Here is a 17923-nt window from a genome sequence, read left to right on the forward strand (position 1 = left end):
GCGAGGAAGGAGGTCCGTCAAGGGCCGACCCCTTGGAGAACTCCACAAAATGGAACTAGACTTTCGCTATACAGAAGAAGAGCGCCGCCAAGGCCGGGCGCGACAGCGAACGCGTCGCAGCAGGAAACCGGTGTCCGCGCCGGGGCGTGTACGAGAGAGGTGACCGCGCGGGAGACCGCCGCCCGGCCCTCCGCCCCCGATACCATGCGCCTGACCGCAGGCCAGGAAAGGAACGCGACGTGCCGCCGTCCGCAGAGCACACAACCACCCCCCAGGCTGCCACGCCGCCCGCCGCAACCGGCGGGGTGCAGTCCCTCGAGCGGGCCTTCGACCTGCTGGAGCGGATGGCCGACGCCGGGGGCGAGGTCGGTCTCAGCGAGCTCTCGACCACCAGCGGCCTGCCGCTCCCCACCATCCACCGGCTGATGCGCACCCTCGTCTCCTGCGGCTATGTGCGCCAGCAGCCCAACCGGCGCTACGCCCTGGGCCCCCGGCTGATCCGGCTCGGCGAGAGCGCGGCCCGGCTGCTGGGCACCTGGGCCCGCCCCTACCTGGCCCGGCTGGTGGAGGAGACCGGCGAGACGGCGAACATGGCGCTGCTCGACGGCGACGAGGTCGTCTACGTCGCACAGGTGCCCTCCCGGCACTCCATGCGGATGTTCACCGAGGTCGGCCGCCGGGTGCTGCCGCACTCCACCGGTGTGGGCAAGGTCCTCCTCGCGCACACCCCGGACGACCAGGTCCGGGCGCTGCTGGCCCGGACGGGCATGCCCGCCGCCACCGAGAAGACCATCACCACCCCGGAGGGCTTCCTGGAAGCCCTGGCCCACGTGCGCGAGGCCGGGTACGCCACCGACGACAACGAGCAGGAGATCGGTGTGCGCTGCATCGCCGTCTCCGTGCCCGACTCCCCGACCGCCGCCGCCGTCTCCATCTCGGGCCCCGCGGGCCGGGTCACCGACGCGGCCACGGACAAGTTCGTCCCCCTGCTGCACGAGGTGGCGGGCGACCTGTCCACAGCCCTCGCCAGCTCGGGCAACGGCCAGTGACCGCTACCCGTCCTCCGACTCGATCGCGTCGCGCCAGACCGTCACGTCCAGCTTGACGTAGTCGCTCGGATCGCCCTGCGGCGCGTGGCCCCGGTAGGTGACCAGGGCGATGTGCCCGGAAGTCGTCTGCAGGCACAGCCGGGAACCGGGCACGAGCCGCTTCAGCGCGACGTCGTCGGTGAAACGCGTCTCGGCCCGGCAGGTCTCGAGCGAGCCCTTCTGGGACTTGTCCAGCAGGGCGAGCTTGCCGTTGGGGTCGTCGATACCGAGGTTCGCGCCGTCGATGGTGGTGTTGAGGTACGTCAGCTCCGAGGGAATCCCGCCGTCGTCCAGGTCCCGGGGCTTGAGGGGGTCGTCACCCATCGCCAGGAAGTAGCCGTCGGGCAGGTTCAGCCCCTTGTACGTCTGGGGCTTCGGGGCCCGCTTCGCCGCTCCGCCCTTCGCCTCGGACCCGCCGGAGCCCTCCCGGTCGGACTTGTCGGACCCCACGGAGAAGACGGCACCCCAGAAGAGCACCATGCCGCCCACGACCACGGCCGCGATCGTCTTGCCCCGGTCCCAACGGCGCCGGGGCGGCAGCGGCCGCGGGTGAGCCGGACCGTACGGGACCGGACCGTACGGACCCGGCCCGTAGGGGCCCGCGCCGGGCGGGGCCGGGTGGCGCGGACCCACCGGGTGGGAGGCCATCGTGGGAGCCGCCGCCAGCGGCGGGGGCGGCTGCGGCCCGGCCTGCGGGGGCGGCGACGGCGCGGGCGGCACCGGGGCGGCCGGCGGCGCCGTTCCGGCGGGGCCGGGACCGGCTCCGGGGGCCGCCGTCCGCGTCGGCGCCCCGGTCTGCGTCACAGGCGCCGTCGGTGGGGCCCCGGTCTGCGTCACGGGCGCCGTCGGTGGGGCGCCGGGTGCGGGTGGCGGCGTCTGCGCGGGCGCGGGTGCGGCGGCGCGGTGGGTGATGTCGGCGGCCACCGGCGAGGGCAGCCAGTCCTCCGGCCGCCGCAACTCACCGCCGTCGGACGCCTCCTGGCACAGCCGCAGCACCTCGTCGAGCCCGGGGCGGTCGTCCGGACGCTTGGCCAGACAGCGGGTGACCAGCTCCCGCAGCTCGTCCTGGATACCCTCCAGCGCCGGTTCGGCGTGCACGACGCGGTACAGGACCCCGTGCGAGGTGCCCTCGCCGAAGGCCGGGGTGCCCAGCGCGGCGTAGGCGGCTATCTGACCCAGCGCGAAGATGTCGGTGGCCGACGTGACCCGCTCCCCCGCCGCCTGCTCCGGCGCCATGAAGGAGGGCGTGCCGATCGTGACCCCGCTGCTGGTGAGCGAGGTGGCGTCGGCGGCGCGGGCGATGCCGAAGTCGATGACCCGCGGGCCGTCGTCCGCGAGCAGCACGTTGGAGGGCTTGAGGTCCCGGTGGACGATGCCCGCCTTGTGGATGACCTGGAGTGCCTCGGCGACTCCGGCGACCAGGAAGAGCACGGTGGACGCCGGCAGCCTCCCGTGCCCGCCCACCGCGTCCGCGAGCGAGGGGCCCGGGACGTAGGCGGTGGCCAGCCAGGGCTGCGGGCCCTCGGTGTCGCTGTCGATCACCGGCGCGGTGTGCAGCCCCTGCACCCGCTCGGCGGCCCGGACCTCCTGCTGGAACCGGCGGCGGAACTCCGGGTCCTCGCTGAAGTCGGGGCGGATGACCTTGATGGCGACGGGACGCCCGCCCGGGGTGTAGGAGAGGTAGACCTTGCCCATGCCTCCGGAACCGAGCCGGGCCGCCAGCCGGTACCCGGCGACCGTCGCCGGATCGTCCGGCGCGAGCGGAGTGAAGACCTGAGCCGCCGCCCCGTCAACCATGAACCACTGCCCCCGATAGAGTCGTTGCGCGTCGCTGACGCCCAGACACTATCGGTGTGACGCTCAGTTCGCGGAGCGCGGGCCCGCCCCGAAGAGTTCGACGGCCTCCCGGACGCCGACCAGCGGGCGCGCCAAGGCGCTCACCGAGCCGACGGCGGCCGCCAGCAGCAGCAGCGGATACCGCAGCTCCTGGGCGGCGGGCGCTCCGGAGCGGACCGCGGCCGTCAGCGCGTCCAGCCCGCGCTCGGCCTCGCGGCGGTCGGGCAGGTCGGCGGGGTGGGCGTCCAGCGCCCGCCGCATCCGCTGCACAGCCCGGCCCAGCGCCTCGACCCGCGGGTCGGCGCCGGTGTCGTGCCCGGCGGTCACGGACCGCCGCTCACCAACAGCCTCGCTTCGCACGTTTTCCCCCCACATGGGATGTCCCGCGCCTTCAGGCACGGGATTTCCGCCTTCCTCCAAGGAAGTGACCGCTCCTGTCGGAGGTTCCGACAGTAAACGCCACTCTACGCGTGTGCCGCCACACGGAACGCAAGATTTCGGGTCGCCTTTCCGATGATCATCCCCAAGGATGACGGCCGCATCCCTCTTACGTGCGATATCCATGAACGTATGGCGCACAGCGGACAGACATCCCACGCCCCCGGACGTGATACGGCACCCCGGGTGGCCGGGCTGCTGCTGGCCGCCGGCGCGGGGCGGCGGCTGGGCGGCCGCCCGAAGGCGCTGCTGCGGCACTCCGGCGGACTGCTGGTGGAACACGCGGCCCGGGTCCTCCGGGCGGGCGGCTGCGGACCGGTGTACGTGGTGCTGGGCGCGGCCGGTGAGCGGGTACGGGAGGCGGCGGCGCTGCCCGGCTGCGTACTGGTGGACAACCCGGACTGGGCCGCGGGCATGGGGAGTTCCTTGCGCGCGGGGCTGGCGGCCGTCTCCGCGGAGGGCGCCGCGGGTGACGGGATGGAGCACGGCGCCGGGGCGGTCCTGGTGTCCCTGGTGGACCAGCCGGGCATCGGCGCGGACGCGGTGGCCCGGGTCCGGGCCGCGTACCGCTCCCCGGCCACCCTCGCCGCCGCCGCGTACGAAGGCCGCCGCGGCCACCCCGTGCTGCTGGGCTCCGCGCACTGGACCGGCGTCGCGGGCAGCGCACGGGCGGACTCGGGAGCGCGCGGGTATCTGCGGGAGCGGCAGGAGGCGCTGACGCTCGTGGAATGCGCGGACCTCGCCGACCCGTCCGACATCGACACCCCGGACGACCTGCACCGTCTGCGGTAGCAGCGGCCCCGGACCCGGCAGTGGCCGTGGTACGGGGACACCTGGCCCCGCGCGCCGGGGCACGAACCCCCGGCGCGGGGCGTGACGTGCGCCGGCACGAGGGCGCGGCAGGCGGGTCGGCACGGGCGGCAGCCCGAGGTAGGACGTGGCACCCGAGGACAGCGGAAGGATCTGTTCCGGGGGCGGATCGGGGTGAGAGATATCTCGACGTCAACAAACTCTTGAAGTTCCACTATGAGGAAACTAATCTCCACTGATCAGAAGCGTCTTCCTGTCCCGAAGGCGCCCATGCCCGCGTTCCGTGCGCCAGGCACGGAACGCGGCACCCCGTGCCGCCCCGCACCGGACCTCGCCCGGCGGCCTCTGCACACCGCTCGCTGAAGGAGTGACCCACCATGTCCGCACCAGCGCCCTCCCCGCTGGAAATCGTCGGCGTCGAGCCAGGGCAGCGGCCCGAGAGGCAGGACGAGGTTCTGACCGGTGCCGCGCTCGACTTCGTCGCCGCGCTGCACCGCAGGTTCACCCCGCGCCGGGACGAACTGCTCGTCCGCCGCGCCGAGAAGCGCGCCGAGATCGCCCGCACCAGCACGCTGGACTTCCTCCCGGAGACCGCGTCGGTGCGGACCGGCGACTGGCGGGTGGCCGACTGCCCGCCCGCGCTGCTGGACCGCCGGGTGGAGATCACCGGTCCCACCGACCGCAAGATGACGATCAACGCCCTCAACTCCGGCGCGAAGGTGTGGCTCGCCGACTTCGAGGACGCCTCGGCGCCCACCTGGGAGAACGTGATCGGCGGCCAGCTCAATCTGAGCGACGCCTTCGAGCGGCGGATCGACTTCACCGACGAGCGCTCCGGCAAGAGCTACGCGCTGCGCCCCGCCGAGGAACTGGCCACCGTCGTGGTGCGGCCGCGTGGCTGGCACATGGAAGAGCGGCATCTGGAGTGCGACGGGCAGCCGGTGCCCGGCGCGCTGGTCGACTTCGGGCTCTACTTCTTCCACAACGCGCAGCGGCTCCTCGACCTGGGCAAGGGGCCGTACTTCTACCTGCCCAAGACCGAGTCGCACCTCGAGGCGCGGCTGTGGAACGAGGTGTTCGGCTTCGCGCAGGAGTACTGCGGCATCCCGCACGGCACCGTCCGCGCCACCGTCCTGATCGAGACGATCACCGCGGCCTACGAGATGGAGGAGATCCTCTACGAGCTGCGCGAGCACGCCGCCGGGCTGAACGCGGGCCGCTGGGACTACCTCTTCTCCATCGTCAAGAACTTCCGGGACGCGGGCTCGCGGTTCGTGCTGCCCGACCGCAACGCGGTGACGATGACGGCGCCGTTCATGCGGGCCTACACCGAACTCCTGGTGCGCACCTGCCACAAGCGCGGGGCCCACGCGATCGGCGGCATGGCGGCCTTCATCCCCTCCCGCAAGGACGCGGAGGTCAACGAGGTCGCCTTCGAGAAGGTCCGGGCCGACAAGGACCGGGAGGCGCGGGACGGCTTCGACGGTTCCTGGGTCGCGCATCCGGACCTGGTGCCGGTCGCCAAGGCGTCCTTCGACGCCGTCCTCGGCGACCGCCCCCACCAGAAGAACCGGCTGCGCGAGGACGTCGAGGTGAAGGCCGCCGACCTGATCGCCGTCGACTCGCTGGAGGCGCGCCCCACCTCCGAGGGCCTGCGCAGCGCAGTCCAGGTGGGCATCCGCTACATCGAGGCGTGGCTGCGCGGCCTGGGCGCGGTGGCCATCTTCAATCTGATGGAGGACGCGGCCACCGCGGAGATCTCCCGGTCCCAGATCTGGCAGTGGATCAACGCGGGCGTCGTCCTGGACGACGGCCGGCAGGTCACCGCGGAGCTGGCGCGGCGGGTCGCGGCCGACGAACTCGCCGCGATCCGCGCGGAGATCGGCGAGGAGCCGTTCGCGGCGGGCCGCTGGCAGGAGGCACACGACCTGCTGCTGCGGGTGGCCCTCGACGAGCAGTACGAGGACTTCCTGACCACTCCGGCCTACGCGGCCCTGCGCGGCTGAGGCGACCGGACACGGTGCGGGGTCCCGGGCTCCCGCCCGGGACCCCGCACCGGAACCCGCCCGGCAGGGCGCCGGGGCCGGCGATCGTCACATCGTGGCGACCGTGGTGGCTGCCGTGGTCGCGGTCATGACGGCGACCAGGACCGCCTGCATCTCCTGGATGGCCTGGCGGATGTCCTCGGCCACCCACTGCCCCTCGGCGATGGCCTCCATCCGGGGAGCCACCTGCTTCCGGGCGACTCCCGGGAAGGCCACCGTGTGCAGGCCGGCGGCGTGCAGCAGGGCGATCAGCCCGGTCGTGCGCTCGTCCGGCTCCGCGCCGTAGCGCACGACGTCCTCCAGCCGGTGCCGCAGCTCGCGTTCGGCCGTGCCGTCCACCTCGGGGTAGCGGCGGGTGGTGAAGATGCCGAGCGTGCGGTGCTTGTGCTCGGTGACGACGCCGCGCGCGCAGAGGTTCTCGACGGCCGCCTCGAGCGCCTTGGGCTGGTCCTTGCCGAGCCAGTCGCCGACCTTGGCCTTGCTGTCGCGCTCGGACCATTCGGCGATCTTCACCAGCCGGCCGTCCAGCAGCGCGTCGCCCGTCGGTGTCGGGTCGGTCACGGTGAGCCGCTCGTCGACGACGGCGACCCGGCCCGCCAGTGTCAGGTCCAGCAGGACGCCGCCGGCGACGGCCCAGCCTGCGGCGGATCGGTTCTTCGCAGCGCCGGAGTGGTCGTCCAGCGCGAGCAGTGCCACTTCCTCACCCAGTGTGACCGCCATGAGTCCCCCTTCGCGCATCCCCGTACTCATCCGGTTTCCGCTGCCCACCCTCGGGCGGCGCAAACCTCGGCCCGCTAGGTCAGCACCGCGCCCAGCGCGAGGAAGCCGGTGATCAGCAGGGCCAGCAGACCCAGCAGCGGGAGCGCGAAGCGCAGGTACCGGTCGTAGCCGACTCTGGCGAGGGAGATCCCGCCCATGATGACGGCCGAGGTGGGGACCCACAGGTTCATCCAGCCGCTGGCCGCCTGCCAGGCGGTGACGACGACCGCGCGGGAGACGCCGGCGAAGTCGGCGAGCGGCGCCAGGACCGGCATGGCCAGGGTGGCGTGGCCGGACGTGGAGGGGATCAGGAAGGCGAGGGGCAGATTGACGACGTAGATCATGACGGTGAAGAGCGCCGAGGGGACCCCGGTGACCGCTCCCTCGACGGAGTGCAGCAGGGTATCGGTGATCTTGGCGTTGTTCATGATCGCCGTCACCCCGCGGGCCAGCACGATCACCAGGGCCGGCGGGACGAACTCGCCCACGCCGCGGACGAAGGTGCTGGTGAACCGCTGCTCCCCCATCCGCGTCAGCACCCCCACCAGGATCGCGGCGCAGAGGAACAGCGCGGCCAACCGCGGAAAGGACCAGCCCAGTTCCCAGCTGTAGGGAGCGGCCCGGGCGTCCCCGGTGAGCGCGCCGGACCAGGGGATCACCGAGAAGATCATGAAGGCGAAGACCAGCGCGACCGTCACCAGGACGAGGATGTGCAGCCCGGTGAGCGGCGGCGGTTCGGCCGCGTCGTCGCGCACCGCGGCCTGCTCCCGGTCGCCGGGCCGGTAGCCGGAGAGGGAGCGCTCGGGGCGGTCCCGTACCCGGCGCGCGTACCGGACGACGTAGCCGGCCGTGACCGCGGTCAGCACCACCCACATCAGCGCGCGCAGCGCGATGCCGTCGCCGAGTGAGATGTCCGCGGCCGAGGAGGCCACTCCCGTGGCGAACGGGTTGACGGTCGAGCACAGCACCCCGATCCCGGCTCCCAGCACGATGGTGCCGATCGCCACCATCCGGTCGTAGCCCAGCGCGAGCATCAGCGGGACGACGAGTCCGTAGAACCCCAGCGTCTCCTCGGCGAACCCCTCCACGGTGCCCAGCAGCGAGAAGACCAGCAGCACGCCGACGATCAGCAGTACGCCGCGGTCGCGCAGCCGGTGGGCGAGGCGGCCGATCCCGCGGTCCATGGCACCGGTCGCGAAGACGACGGCGATGAAGGCGCCGATGGTCAGGACGAAGAAGAACACCCCGGCGGCGCCGAAGAGTTCCCCGGTGAGGTCGGGACCGATCTTGCCGGTCCTGGTGTCCCGCACGCCATAGAGGCCGTTGACCGGAGAGAGGAAGAGGTCCGTGAACCGGTCCGCGAGGCCGAGTCCGGACGGCTCGCGGTGGTAGGTCCCCTGTACCGGCGCACCGTCGGCGTCGCGGTCGTAGCTGCCGGAGGGGACGAAGAACGCCACCACCCAGACCAGCAGGGTCACGAGTGCGAGCACCGTGAGCGCGCTCGGGAAGGTGAAACCGCGCTGCGGCTCGGCCTCCTCCTGCGGCTCGGCCTCCGTCCGCATGCCGTGCGCCCCTTCCTGGGTCACCTGTCGAGCAAACCGCAGCATAACGGCCACAAGACGGAGAAGAGGGGCAGCACGGGCGGGGCAGCGCCGCCGGTGTGCCGGGAGCCCGCCCGGGCTCGGCACGCTCCCCGGGGACGGCGGCACCGCGCGGGCGCCGACGGCCTGCGCTCGGGGTATCCGCCCACGTCGGTGGAGCTTTCTACGAGCCGGGGCTTCGGGTGAACGCACTGTGGGCAGCCGCGGATCCGGCTCCGTACGGTGAGCCCATGCACTACGGCACGTCACGGGGGCAGGCAGGAAGTTCGTTCGACGGCGCGGCCGCGCGGCGGCTGCGCGAGGGGTTGGGGCTCTCCGCGGAGGATGTCGCGTACGGGATGCGTGCCGCCTACGGCACCGAGGCCGACGCCCGCACGGTCGCGGCGTGGGAGGCCGGAGCGGCGGCACCCGACGAGGGCCGGCTGGCCGCGCTCGCGGGCGCGCTGTGGTGCTCGGCAGCCGATCTGATGGGCGACCCCGGCACGCTGCGCGAGTACCGGCTGGCGCGAGGTGTCTCGCTGACCGATGTCGCGCGGGAGATCGGCATGTCGCCGGAGGAGTACTCCGCCGTCGAGGAATCCGGCGGCTGGCCGGGGAACGCCCGGCAGGCCGACGCGCTGGGCGCGGTGCTGCGGCTGCCGGTACCCGCGCTGATCGAGTTCACCGGGCGCGACCGGGAGCTCGCCCGGCTGCTGCGGAAGGCCGCGGCGACCCGGTGGCAGGCGTACACGGGTCCGGTCTGCGCGGTGGTTCCGCTGCCGCGCGAGTACGTCGCGGACGGGCTGCGGGCGCTGCACGCGGCGTACCACTCCACGACGGCCGCCTCCCTGGGCTGGGGGCAGCCGGCCTCGGCCTCGTCCCGCGACGCGGGCCGGGCCTTCATGGACGGGATCCTCGCGCACTTCTGGCAGGCCGTGGAGGGCTGAGGTCCGTGGTGCGGGGCCCGGCGGCCCGGTCGCGGCAGTGCGGCAGTGCGGCAGTGCGCCACCGTCCGTTGGCGCACTGCCGCACTGCCGCACTGCTGTGCCTCGGTGTCGCGGCGGTCCGCAGGTGTCCCCGTGTCCCGGTGCGTCCGCGCGCGGCGGGCTACGCGGGGGCGCCCTCCCGCGGGTGCGGGATGCCCTCGCCGGGCTCCATGGGGTGAGCCACCACCTCGTCGTCGCGGCGGGAGCGGCCGAGATGGTTGAAGACCAGGTTGAGGACGACGGCGGTGACACAGCCGGTCGAGATCCCGGAGTCGAGGATGATCTTCGCGCCCTCGGGGAACGCGTGGTAGAAGTCCGGCGCCGCGATCGGGATCAGGCCGACGGCCAGCGCCGTACCCACGATCAGCACGTTGTTGTCCTTGCCGAGGTCCGCCTTGAGCAGGGTCTGGATGCCGCTGGCGGCGACGGAGCCGAACAGTACGACGCCCGCGCCGCCCAGCACCGGCTGCGGCACGGCCGCGACCAGACCGGCGGCGAGCGGGCAGAGCCCCATGACGATGAGGATGCCGCCTCCGGTGGCGACCACGAAGCGGCTGCGGATGCGGGTCATCGCCACGAGGCCGATGTTCTGCGCGAAGGCGCTGCACAGGAAGCCGTTGAAGAAGGGGCTGACGAAGGAGCCGAGCGTGTCGGCGCGCAGCCCGGCGGCGATGGTCTGCTCCCCGGAGGGGCGGTCCACGACCTCGCCGAGGGCCAGCATGTCGGCGGTGGACTCGGTCATCGAGACCAGCATGACCACGCACATGGAGATGATCGCGGCGAGTGCGAACTGCGGGGCGCCGAAGTGGAACGGGGTGGGGAAGCCGACGAGGTCGGCCTGCTCGACCGCGGTGAAGTCCGTGATGCCGACCGGTATCGCTATCAGGGTGCCGACGACGAGGCCGATCAGCACGGCTATCTGCTTGAGGAAGCCGGAGGTGAACCGGCGCAGCAGCAGCACGATCAGCAGGGTGGCGCCCGCCATGCCGATGTTGTCGAAGCCGCCGTAGTCGGGGGCGTTCGCGTTGCCGCCCTGTGCCCAGTTGAAGGCGACGGGCATCAGCGAGACGCCGATGAGCGTGATGACGCTGCCGGTGACCACCGGCGGGAAGAAGCGGACGAGTTTGCTGAAGAACGGGGCGATGACGAAGCCGAGCGCGGCGGCGACCATCGTCGCGCCGAAGATGACCGGCAGCGCGTCGGCGGGGCCTTCGGACTTGTTGATGGCCAGCATGGGCGCCACGGTGGCGAAGGTGACGCCGTTGACGAACGGCAGCCGGGCGCCGACCTTCCAGAAGCCGAGGGTCTGCAGCAGGGTCGCGATGCCGGCCATGAAGAGGCTGGCCCCGGTGAGGAACGTCAGTTCGGACGGCGAGAGGCCCACGGCCGCGCCGATGACGAGCGGCGGCGCCACCACTCCCGCGTACATGGCGGCCACATGCTGCAGGCCGGTGGTGAACAGCTTGAGCGGTGGCATGCCCTGGTCGACCGGATGCTTCTCCTGCGCCGCGGGCTGCTGCCGGCCGGGGTCGCGCGAGCCGCGGCCCGGTTCTTCCCCACTGCCGTCCGCCGTCTTGCCTTGCCTGGTGAACCTGGGCGTCTTGGCCACGGGGTCCTCCTGTCGCTGTCTGCGCCGTATGGCACTCGTTTTCCGGAGGTGTTGCGCTGTGCAAGGTGGTGCTGTCGGTGCGATGTGCTACTGGTGCGCCCACTACTGTCCGGAACATGACAGGAGTCCGGATGGGGGGTCGAACCGGCCGGGAGCCGTCCCTCCCGGCCGGTGTCTGTGGGGTGGTACCGGAGCGGTGCTCCGGGCTTGCGGCGGGAGCCTCAGCCCGCGTCGGCCGCGATCCGGGCGAGGCGGCGCGCCTCGTCCCGTGCGGTGCCGGCGATCTCCTCCTCGTCGGCCCGGACGAGGTGCCCGTCCTCGACCACCGGCCGGCCGTTGACCAGGGAGAGGGTGACCGGGGCCGCCGCGCCCAGGACGAGGGCGGCGACCGGATCGGCGATGGAGGAGTGCCCGATGCCGTCGAGCTTCCACAGCACCAGATCGGCCAGCTTCCCGGCCTCCAGCGAACCGGTCTCCTGAGCCCGGCCGAGCACCCGGGCGCCGCCGTGGGTGCCCAGCCGCAGGGCCGCGCGCACGGTCAGCGCATCCTGCCTGCGCGGGCCGAGCCGGTTGATCAGCAGCGCGTTGCGCAGCTCGGTGTGCAGCTCGCCCGACTCGTTGGAGGCCGTACCGTCCACGCCGAGTCCGACCGGGACGCCCGCGTCCAGCATGTCCGGGACCCGGGCGATCCCTGCGCCCAGCCGCGCGTTGGACGAGGGGCAGTGCGCCGCGCCCGTCCGGGTGCGGGCGAAGGCGGCGATGTCCGCGTCGGTCATATGGACGCAGTGGGCCATCCACACGTCCTCGCCCAGCCAGCCGACCGACTCGAAGTAGTCGGTCGGGCCCATGCCGAACAGCTCGTGGCAGAACTTCTCCTCCTCCGCCGTCTCCGAGCCGTGGGTGTGCAGCCGCACGCCCTTGCGGCGGGCCAGCTCCGCACCCTGCCGCATCAGTTCGGTGGAGACGGAGAAGGGAGAGCAGGGGGCGACGGCGACGTGCCGCATCGAGCCGAAGGAGGCGTCGTGGTGTGCGTCGACGGCCTTCTCGGTCTCCGCGAGCGCGCCCTCCAGGGTCTCCACGGCGAAGTCCGGGGGCAGGCCGCCGTCCGACTCGCCGCGGTCCATCGAACCCCGCGCCGCGGTGAAGCGGACGCCGAGCTCACCGGCCGCGCGGAGCTCGGCGCCCAGCAGGTCGCCCGCACCGCGCGGGAAGACGTAATGGTGGTCCATCGCGGTGGTGACGCCGCCGCGGGCCATCATGCCGAGGGATCCGCGGGCCGCCGCGTGCACCATCTCCTCGTCGATGCGCGCCCAGACGGGATAGAGGGTCACGAGCCAGTCGAAGAGGTTGCAGTCCTGGGCCAGACCGCGGGTGAGCCACTGGTAGAAGTGGTGGTGGGTGTTGATCAGGCCCGGCGTGAGGAGATGGCCCGTGCCGTCGATGCGGCGGGTGACGTCCGCCAGGCCCTCGGGCGCGTCGCCCGGACCGAGGGACTCGATCCGGTTGCCGTTGACGACGAGGTGGCCGCTCGCGTATTCGGTGTCCTCGGCGTCGACGGTCGCGATCGCGCACTTCTCGATGACGACGCGCCCGGTGGGTGGTGGCTGCTGTGGTCCGGTGTCGACCATGGGGGTTCCTCGCTTGGGATCGGTCCCTGTCCCGCCCCCGCCCGGCTCCTCGGGGGCTCGGCCCCCCGAGGAGCGGGTTCCGGGAAGGGGCGGGGCAGGGTGAGGAAGATCAGAGGTTGGTCATGTCCACCGGGATGCGGGGAGTGACCCCGTCCCGCAGGACCGTGGCCTCGATCAGGCCGTACGGCCGGTCCGCCGCGTGGTAGACGGCGCCGTCGGCCGCCTCGTTCTTGATGTCGAACGGCGACAGGTCGACCTTGAAGTGGTGCTTGTTCGGCATCGAGAAGCGGATCTCGTCGACCTCGGGCCGGCTGTTGATGACGCGCGAACCCATCTGGTAAAGCGTCTGCTGGAGCGAGAGCGAGTAGGTCTCCGCGAAGGCCTGCAGCATGTGCCGCTTGGTCTGCGCGTAGGACTTGTCCCAGTTGGGCGTCCGCTCCTCCGCCGCGCCGGTCCAGTTGTGCCGCCACACGGCGGCCACCTCGGTGGCGAGGATGCGGTCGTAGTCCTCCTTGAGCGTGGTGTACCGGTCCTTGATGTAGCCCCAGAACTCCGAGTTGGTGGAGTTGAGGACGGTCAGCTCCTTCAGGCCCGACAGCACCTCGACGCGCTCGCCGTCGAAGGTGATCTGGGCCGTGCGTATCTCCTGGCCCTTGCGCACGAAGGAGTGCTTGACCTCGTCGGCGCCGATGAACTTCGAGTTGGCGTCGGAGGTCTCGATGCGCTCCCAGTCGTACTGCTCGATGCGGATGCGCGCCGTGCTGATCGGCTCGCAGCTCTCCACGAAGTGCCGGGCCAGCAGGACGCCGTACGCCTCGGCCGACTCGATCCCGTGCTCCTTGGCCTTGGCGAAGACGGTGTTCTTGGTGGTGTCGGTCGGCAGCACATGGGCGTTGGAACCGGAGTAGTGGACGTCGTCCAGATCGCCGCTGAGGGCGACCGAGACATTGAGGTCCTTGATGTGGTGGGTGTCGCCGTCCCGCGTGATCTTGACGACGCGGTTCTCTGCCTTGCCGTACTGGTTCTGGCCGAGAATCGTGGGCATGGTGTCAGCTCCCTCGGTACACGGAGTAGCCGAACGGGTTGAGCAGCAGCGGCACGTGGTAGTGCTCCCCCGGGTGCACCGCGAAGACGATGGTCACCTCGGGGAAGAAGCTGCCTGGCGCGCTGTCCCTTACGCGGGGGGCGTCCTGCTGTTCCGCGGCTTCGCGCTGGCTGCGCGGATTCGAACTGTGCTCTGCCACCTCCGGTCGCTCCGAGTCGGACCCGCCGCAGAAGTACGGCTCCGTCTCGAACCACAACCGGACGTGGGTGGTGCCTTCCGGCAGTGCCGGAAAGTCCTTGCAGCGCCCGTCGGCGTCGGTCCTCGACGCCCCGTGCGCGACCCATCCGGCCTGCTCGTCGCCCTGGCGTACGGACAGCCGTACCCCGACCCCGGCGGCCGGGCGGCCGCGGCTGGTGTCCAGGATGTGGGTGGACACCGACGTGCTCGTCGCGTCGCTCATGCCGTGGGGGCTCCTTCCTCCGCGAGACGGGAGAGCCGGAGGCGGTTGATCTTCGCCAGCTCCCGCCGCACGATCTCCCGCTCCTGTTGCGGAGTGTTGTCGATCCGGTGACGAACGGCGTCCCTCATCTCCTCGGCACTCCTGCCGGTGGCGCAGATGAGAAAGACGTGCCCGAATTTTTCCTGGTAGGCCAGGTTGAGTTCGAGCATCTCGGCCTTCAGCTCCCCGGAGGCCCCGGCCATCCCCCGCTGTTCACGGGAGGAGGTGGGATCCCCGGGCTTCGGCCGGCCGATGGGCGGGTGCCCGGCCATGGCCTCGGCCAGCCCGTCGCCCGTGAGGGCCTCGGTGGCCTCGTCACTCGCGACGCAGAGGGCTTCGACGGTGTCGTACGGACGCCGGGCGAGCAGCGCGCTCCCCCAGCTCCGGGCGGCGCACATCTCGTGGAGCGCGGCGCGCGCCTCGGCGTCCGCTGCGGAGTTGAACCAGGTGAGACCTGGCGTGGAGCGCGAAGTCACGGGACCTCCGTGGCCGTGGTGCTGTTCGGGCTGGGAACAGCTAAGTCCTCAGGCCACACCACGTCAACACTTTGTTGAATGCTTTTCGGCATCCCGGAAAACAGAACCCGGCATACGGAAGCCTCACCGGCGGCGCCGCGGGAGCCCCGGACGCCCGCAGGAGAGCCTCAGCAGCCACCTCCCGAGCACCCGCGTCTCAGTTCGTGGAACGCCCGTTCTCCCGGTTGAGGTAGTTGTAGACGGTGAAGCGCGAGACGCCCAGCGCACCGGCGACGGTCTCGACACCGTGCCGGACCGAGAACGCCCCCCGGGTCTCCAGGATCCGCACCACCGACTGCTTGGTCCTCCGGTCCAGCTCCGCGAGCGGCACCCCGTGCCGCCGCTCCAGCTCCGCCAGGATGTGGTCGAGGGAGTCCGACAGGTGCGGCAGCCGTACGGCCACCACATCCTCGCCCTCCCAGGCGAGCACCACATCGTCGCCCTGGGCCTCCTGCGGGGCGACCATGGCCCCGCCCATGGCGTCCACCAGCGGCTTGACCGCGACGACGAACGGATGCCCCGAGGCGCGCGCGTCCTCCCCCATCAGTCCTCGCCCTCCCCGAGCACGTTCACCTGCAGGGAGACCCGGGTCGCGCCGGCCTCCAGCGAGCGGCGCAGCAGTGCGGTGACCGCGCCCAGCACCGCGTCGGCCGAGCCCTCGGCGGTGTTGCCGAACGGACCGACGTCCACGGCATCCAGTGCCGCCGACTGGACGACCTCCCGCGCCACGACCGCGTGCTCCGGCGCCTCGTCGAGGTCGAAGGGCTCGGTGGTGAACTCCACTCGCAATCGCTCCATGGCCCCACCGTATCGGGAAGACCCCGGCCCGCCGCAGGTCAGCGCAGCTCGGCGAGCATGTCCTCGATGAAGGCCGCCGTCTCGGCGGGCTGCCGGGCCTCCGCGCACAGCCGGTCCATGATCAGCGTGTACTGGTCGATCTCCGAGGGCTTGTCCAGATAGACGGCGTTGGTCAGATGCTCCAGATAGACCTTGTCGGGCAGATCGTGGTCCACGAAGCGCAGCAGGGTCACCGGGGTGCCGGCCGCGGCTGCCGTCACCTCGAACGGTGCGACCTGCAGCGTGATGTGCGGCAGTTCGATCATCTTCAGCAGGTGCTCGAGCTGCTCGCGCATCACCTCGGTGCCGCCGAAGGGGCGGCGCAGCACCGCCTCGTCCACGACCGCCCACAGCCGCGGCGGCTCGGGCCGGTGCAGCAGCCGCCCCTGCCGGGCCATGCGCAGCGCGACGATCCGGGCCACCTTGCGCGGCTCGGTGTTCGGATAGCCGAGCTTGCTGACGGCGTACGCGTAGTCCTCGGTCTGCAGCAGTCCGGGCAGGAACTGCACCTCGTAGGTGCGGATCACGGACGCCGCGTCCTCCAGCCCGAGGTGCAGCTCGAACCAGTCCTCCAGCACGTCCGAGTACTGGCACCACCAACCGGGCGAGTTGGCCTGCCGGGCGAGGTCGAAGAACTCCTCGCGCTCGTCCGGGTCGTGGATGCCGTAGAGGGTCAGCAGGTCGCGCAGATCGCGTTCCTTGGCCCCGACCTGGCCGCGCTCCAGCCTGGTGATCTTCGCGTGCGAGCCGCGGATGGCCCGTCCGGCGGCTTCCCGGCTGATGTCCCGGTCCTGCCGGAGCCTGCGCAGCTTGACGCCCAGGATGATGCGCAGCGCGGTGGGACCGTTCGACTGCTCCTGCGCAGCCCCTCTCGACGCGTCACCGGACGGCTGCATCATGGCGGTCATTCCGACTCCCAAGGGTGTTTGGGCGGTCACAACAGTGTGGCACCGGTGTACCGGTCAGGTACAGGTACCTGGAGAATACGCCGCCGGCGCACGGGGGTTGCGTCCGGAACCCTCCGCGTTGCGCCGTCGCCGCCCCGGCAACAGGTCTCCCCGGCACGGTAGTTGAAGAGTCCGGAGGCCAGGCGTCCGACCGCCGGCTCCGCCCGGCCCCGGAGGCCGCCCGACTCGGCCCCGGCCCGCGGCGGCGGCACCTCCCCACTCTCTCCCCGCCTCCCGTACCCGCGCGGCCCGGACGACCGGGGCCCGCATCCGGCGGCCGAGCACGGCCCCGGCCCCGGCGCGGCACCCGGCCCCTGACCACGGTCCGCCCGGCGGGGTGGCGGCGGATCCGCTCTTGACAGGACCGGCACCGACCCCGCAATCTTCCAATGAGCAGAAAACAAGTTTCACGATACGAAATCTTTTCTACGGTCCCCGATGGAAGGGAGGGCGGTCGCAGTGGTCTCCTCGGACCGGTTCACCGTCAACGCCTCGATCCTCTTCACCGAGCTGCCCCTGCTGGAGCGCCCGGCGGCGGCCGCCGCCGCCGGCTTCGACAAGATCGAACTGTGGTGGCCCTGGGTCGACGCGCCCGTGCCCGAGCCCGCCGAGCTCGACGCGCTGCGCGGCGCGCTGGAGGACGCCCAGGTCCAGCTCACCGGGCTGAACTTCTACGCGGGACAGCTCCCCGGACCCGACCGCGGCGCCCTGTCGGTGCCCGGCGAGGAGTCGGAGAAGTTCCGCGCCAACATCGACGTGACCGCCGACTTCGCCCGGTCCGTGGGGTGCAAGGCGCTCAACGCCCTCTACGGCAACCGCGTCGAGGGAGCCTCCGAGGCCGAGCAGGACGCGCTCGCGCTGGAGAACCTCGGGCTGGCCGCGCGGGCCGCGGACCGGGTGGGGGCGGTGCTGCTCGTCGAGGCGTTGAACGCCCCCGAGTCGCCCGAGTGCCCGCTGGTGAGCGCACCCCGCGCGCTCGAAGTCGTCGACGCGGTCAACACCGCCACCGGCCTGGACAACGCGCGGTTCCTGATGGACCTGTACCACCTGTCCATGAACGGCGAGGACCTGCCGGCCGTCATCGAGAACTCGCTCGACCGGACCGCGCACGTCCAGATCGCCGACAACCCGGGGCGCGGGGCGCCGGGGACCGGGTCCCTGGACTTCGGCGACCTCTTCGAGCGGCTGGACAAGGCCGGCTACGACGGCCTGATCGGGCTCGAGTACAAGCCCGGCGACAACGGAAGCGCCGCTTCCTTCGGCTGGCTGAAGTAGCCGGGCGTCCCCGCCCGGGCAGGGCG

At 72.0% G+C, this 17923-nt stretch carries 17 protein-coding genes; 5 read left to right on the forward strand and 12 right to left on the reverse strand.

Going from position 1 to position 17923, the window contains the following annotated elements:
• Nucleotides 1–239 precede the first annotated feature (239 nt).
• Nucleotides 240–1049, forward strand: coding sequence for an IclR family transcriptional regulator (locus A949_RS0116690; RefSeq protein ID WP_019357160.1), 810 nt, complete (start codon nt 240–242; stop codon nt 1047–1049).
• A 3-nt stretch (nt 1050–1052) separates the two neighbouring features.
• Here the strand turns inward: A949_RS0116690 and A949_RS0116695 are convergent, their stop codons facing one another.
• Together A949_RS0116695 and A949_RS0116700 are read right to left on the reverse strand one after the other, a co-directional pair.
• Nucleotides 1053–2885 (reverse strand): serine/threonine-protein kinase, encoded by a 1833-nt coding sequence (locus tag A949_RS0116695; protein WP_019357161.1) that lies wholly within the window; start codon nt 2883–2885, stop codon nt 1053–1055.
• 63 nt (nt 2886–2948) lie between these two features.
• Entirely contained in the window at nt 2949–3251 is a 303-nt protein-coding gene (locus A949_RS0116700; RefSeq protein ID WP_019357162.1) for a DUF5955 family protein, read from the reverse strand.
• A gap of 243 nt (nt 3252–3494) precedes the next feature.
• On the opposite strand from A949_RS0116700, the gene A949_RS0116705 reads away from it, so the two are divergent.
• Nucleotides 3495–4154 carry a nucleotidyltransferase family protein gene (locus A949_RS0116705; protein ID WP_051019527.1) on the forward strand — a complete coding sequence of 220 codons (660 nt, stop codon included), beginning with the start codon at nt 3495–3497 and terminating at the stop codon, nt 4152–4154.
• A gap of 395 nt (nt 4155–4549) precedes the next feature.
• Nucleotides 4550–6178: a malate synthase A gene (gene aceB, locus A949_RS0116710; protein ID WP_019357164.1), complete on the forward strand. Its 1629-nt coding sequence runs from the start codon at nt 4550–4552 to the stop codon at nt 6176–6178.
• Nucleotides 6179–6265: 87 nt separating this feature from the next.
• Here the strand turns inward: aceB and A949_RS0116715 are convergent, their stop codons facing one another.
• Both A949_RS0116715 and A949_RS0116720 read right to left on the reverse strand, forming a co-directional pair.
• A complete protein-coding gene (locus A949_RS0116715; RefSeq protein ID WP_037706617.1) occupies nt 6266–6937 on the reverse strand; it encodes a GOLPH3/VPS74 family protein in 672 nt (223 codons plus the stop codon).
• Nucleotides 6938–7011: 74 nt separating this feature from the next.
• Nucleotides 7012–8538, reverse strand: a complete 1527-nt coding sequence (locus tag A949_RS0116720; RefSeq protein WP_019357166.1) for a YfcC family protein — start codon at nt 8536–8538, stop codon at nt 7012–7014.
• A 269-nt stretch (nt 8539–8807) separates the two neighbouring features.
• On the opposite strand from A949_RS0116720, the gene A949_RS0116725 reads away from it, so the two are divergent.
• Nucleotides 8808–9503 (forward strand): helix-turn-helix domain-containing protein, encoded by a 696-nt coding sequence (locus A949_RS0116725; protein ID WP_026004731.1) that lies wholly within the window; start codon nt 8808–8810, stop codon nt 9501–9503.
• Between the two features lie 160 nt (nt 9504–9663).
• On the opposite strand, the gene A949_RS0116730 is transcribed toward A949_RS0116725, so the two are convergent.
• From A949_RS0116730 to A949_RS0116765, 8 genes are all read right to left on the reverse strand, one after another.
• Nucleotides 9664–11151 carry a nucleobase:cation symporter-2 family protein gene (locus tag A949_RS0116730; protein WP_019357168.1) on the reverse strand — a complete coding sequence of 496 codons (1488 nt, stop codon included), beginning with the start codon at nt 11149–11151 and terminating at the stop codon, nt 9664–9666.
• 221 nt (nt 11152–11372) lie between these two features.
• Nucleotides 11373–12779, reverse strand: coding sequence for an 8-oxoguanine deaminase (locus tag A949_RS0116735; protein WP_019357169.1), 1407 nt, complete (start codon nt 12777–12779; stop codon nt 11373–11375).
• Nucleotides 12780–12888: 109 nt separating this feature from the next.
• The gene (pucL, locus tag A949_RS0116740; RefSeq protein WP_019357170.1) at nt 12889–13824 is read right to left on the reverse strand and encodes a factor-independent urate hydroxylase; all 936 of its coding nucleotides are present in this window, start codon (nt 13822–13824) and stop codon (nt 12889–12891) included.
• A gap of 4 nt (nt 13825–13828) precedes the next feature.
• Entirely contained in the window at nt 13829–14284 is a 456-nt protein-coding gene (locus A949_RS0116745) for a hydroxyisourate hydrolase (RefSeq protein WP_019357171.1), read from the reverse strand.
• The gene (gene uraD / locus A949_RS0116750; RefSeq protein WP_019357172.1) at nt 14281–14799 is read right to left on the reverse strand and encodes a 2-oxo-4-hydroxy-4-carboxy-5-ureidoimidazoline decarboxylase; all 519 of its coding nucleotides are present in this window, start codon (nt 14797–14799) and stop codon (nt 14281–14283) included. The genes A949_RS0116745 and uraD overlap by 4 nt, the downstream gene beginning before the upstream one ends.
• Nucleotides 14800–14995: 196 nt before the next feature.
• Nucleotides 14996–15382: a helix-turn-helix domain-containing protein gene (locus tag A949_RS0116755; RefSeq protein WP_019357173.1), complete on the reverse strand. Its 387-nt coding sequence runs from the start codon at nt 15380–15382 to the stop codon at nt 14996–14998.
• On the reverse strand, nt 15382–15636 hold the full coding sequence (locus tag A949_RS0116760; protein WP_078534062.1) for a hypothetical protein: 255 nt from the start codon (nt 15634–15636) through the stop codon (nt 15382–15384). Before A949_RS0116760 ends, A949_RS0116755 begins: the two co-directional genes overlap by 1 nt.
• A gap of 38 nt (nt 15637–15674) precedes the next feature.
• Nucleotides 15675–16583, reverse strand: coding sequence for a helix-turn-helix domain-containing protein (locus A949_RS0116765; RefSeq protein ID WP_019357175.1), 909 nt, complete (start codon nt 16581–16583; stop codon nt 15675–15677).
• Nucleotides 16584–17060: 477 nt separating this feature from the next.
• Between A949_RS0116765 and A949_RS0116770 the strand changes: the two genes are divergently transcribed.
• Nucleotides 17061–17897, forward strand: coding sequence for a TIM barrel protein (locus A949_RS0116770; RefSeq protein ID WP_051019528.1), 837 nt, complete (start codon nt 17061–17063; stop codon nt 17895–17897).
• Nucleotides 17898–17923 lie beyond the last annotated feature (26 nt).

Origin of the sequence: Streptomyces sp. AA1529 (assembly GCF_000280905.1) — a bacterium.
Lineage (GTDB): Bacteria > Actinomycetota > Actinomycetes > Streptomycetales > Streptomycetaceae > Streptomyces.

What these genes read in the sequence shown, in the direction of transcription:
- A949_RS0116695 (WP_019357161.1), bottom strand. Translation starts at nt 2,885, where the DNA reads ATGGTTGACGGGGCGGCGGCTCAGGTCTTCACTCCGCTCGCGCCGGAC.
- A949_RS0116705 (WP_051019527.1), top strand. Translation starts at nt 3,495, where the DNA reads ATGGCGCACAGCGGACAGACATCCCACGCCCCCGGACGTGATACGGCA.
- aceB (WP_019357164.1), top strand. Translation starts at nt 4,550, where the DNA reads ATGTCCGCACCAGCGCCCTCCCCGCTGGAAATCGTCGGCGTCGAGCCA.
- A949_RS0116715 (WP_037706617.1), bottom strand. Translation starts at nt 6,937, where the DNA reads ATGGCGGTCACACTGGGTGAGGAAGTGGCACTGCTCGCGCTGGACGAC.
- A949_RS0116720 (WP_019357166.1), bottom strand. Translation starts at nt 8,538, where the DNA reads ATGCGGACGGAGGCCGAGCCGCAGGAGGAGGCCGAGCCGCAGCGCGGT.
- A949_RS0116725 (WP_026004731.1), top strand. Translation starts at nt 8,808, where the DNA reads ATGCACTACGGCACGTCACGGGGGCAGGCAGGAAGTTCGTTCGACGGC.
- A949_RS0116735 (WP_019357169.1), bottom strand. Translation starts at nt 12,779, where the DNA reads ATGGTCGACACCGGACCACAGCAGCCACCACCCACCGGGCGCGTCGTC.
- pucL (WP_019357170.1), bottom strand. Translation starts at nt 13,824, where the DNA reads ATGCCCACGATTCTCGGCCAGAACCAGTACGGCAAGGCAGAGAACCGC.
- A949_RS0116745 (WP_019357171.1), bottom strand. Translation starts at nt 14,284, where the DNA reads ATGAGCGACGCGACGAGCACGTCGGTGTCCACCCACATCCTGGACACC.
- A949_RS0116755 (WP_019357173.1), bottom strand. Translation starts at nt 15,382, where the DNA reads ATGGGGGAGGACGCGCGCGCCTCGGGGCATCCGTTCGTCGTCGCGGTC.
- A949_RS0116760 (WP_078534062.1), bottom strand. Translation starts at nt 15,636, where the DNA reads ATGGAGCGATTGCGAGTGGAGTTCACCACCGAGCCCTTCGACCTCGAC.
- A949_RS0116765 (WP_019357175.1), bottom strand. Translation starts at nt 16,583, where the DNA reads ATGACCGCCATGATGCAGCCGTCCGGTGACGCGTCGAGAGGGGCTGCG.
- A949_RS0116770 (WP_051019528.1), top strand. Translation starts at nt 17,061, where the DNA reads ATGGAAGGGAGGGCGGTCGCAGTGGTCTCCTCGGACCGGTTCACCGTC.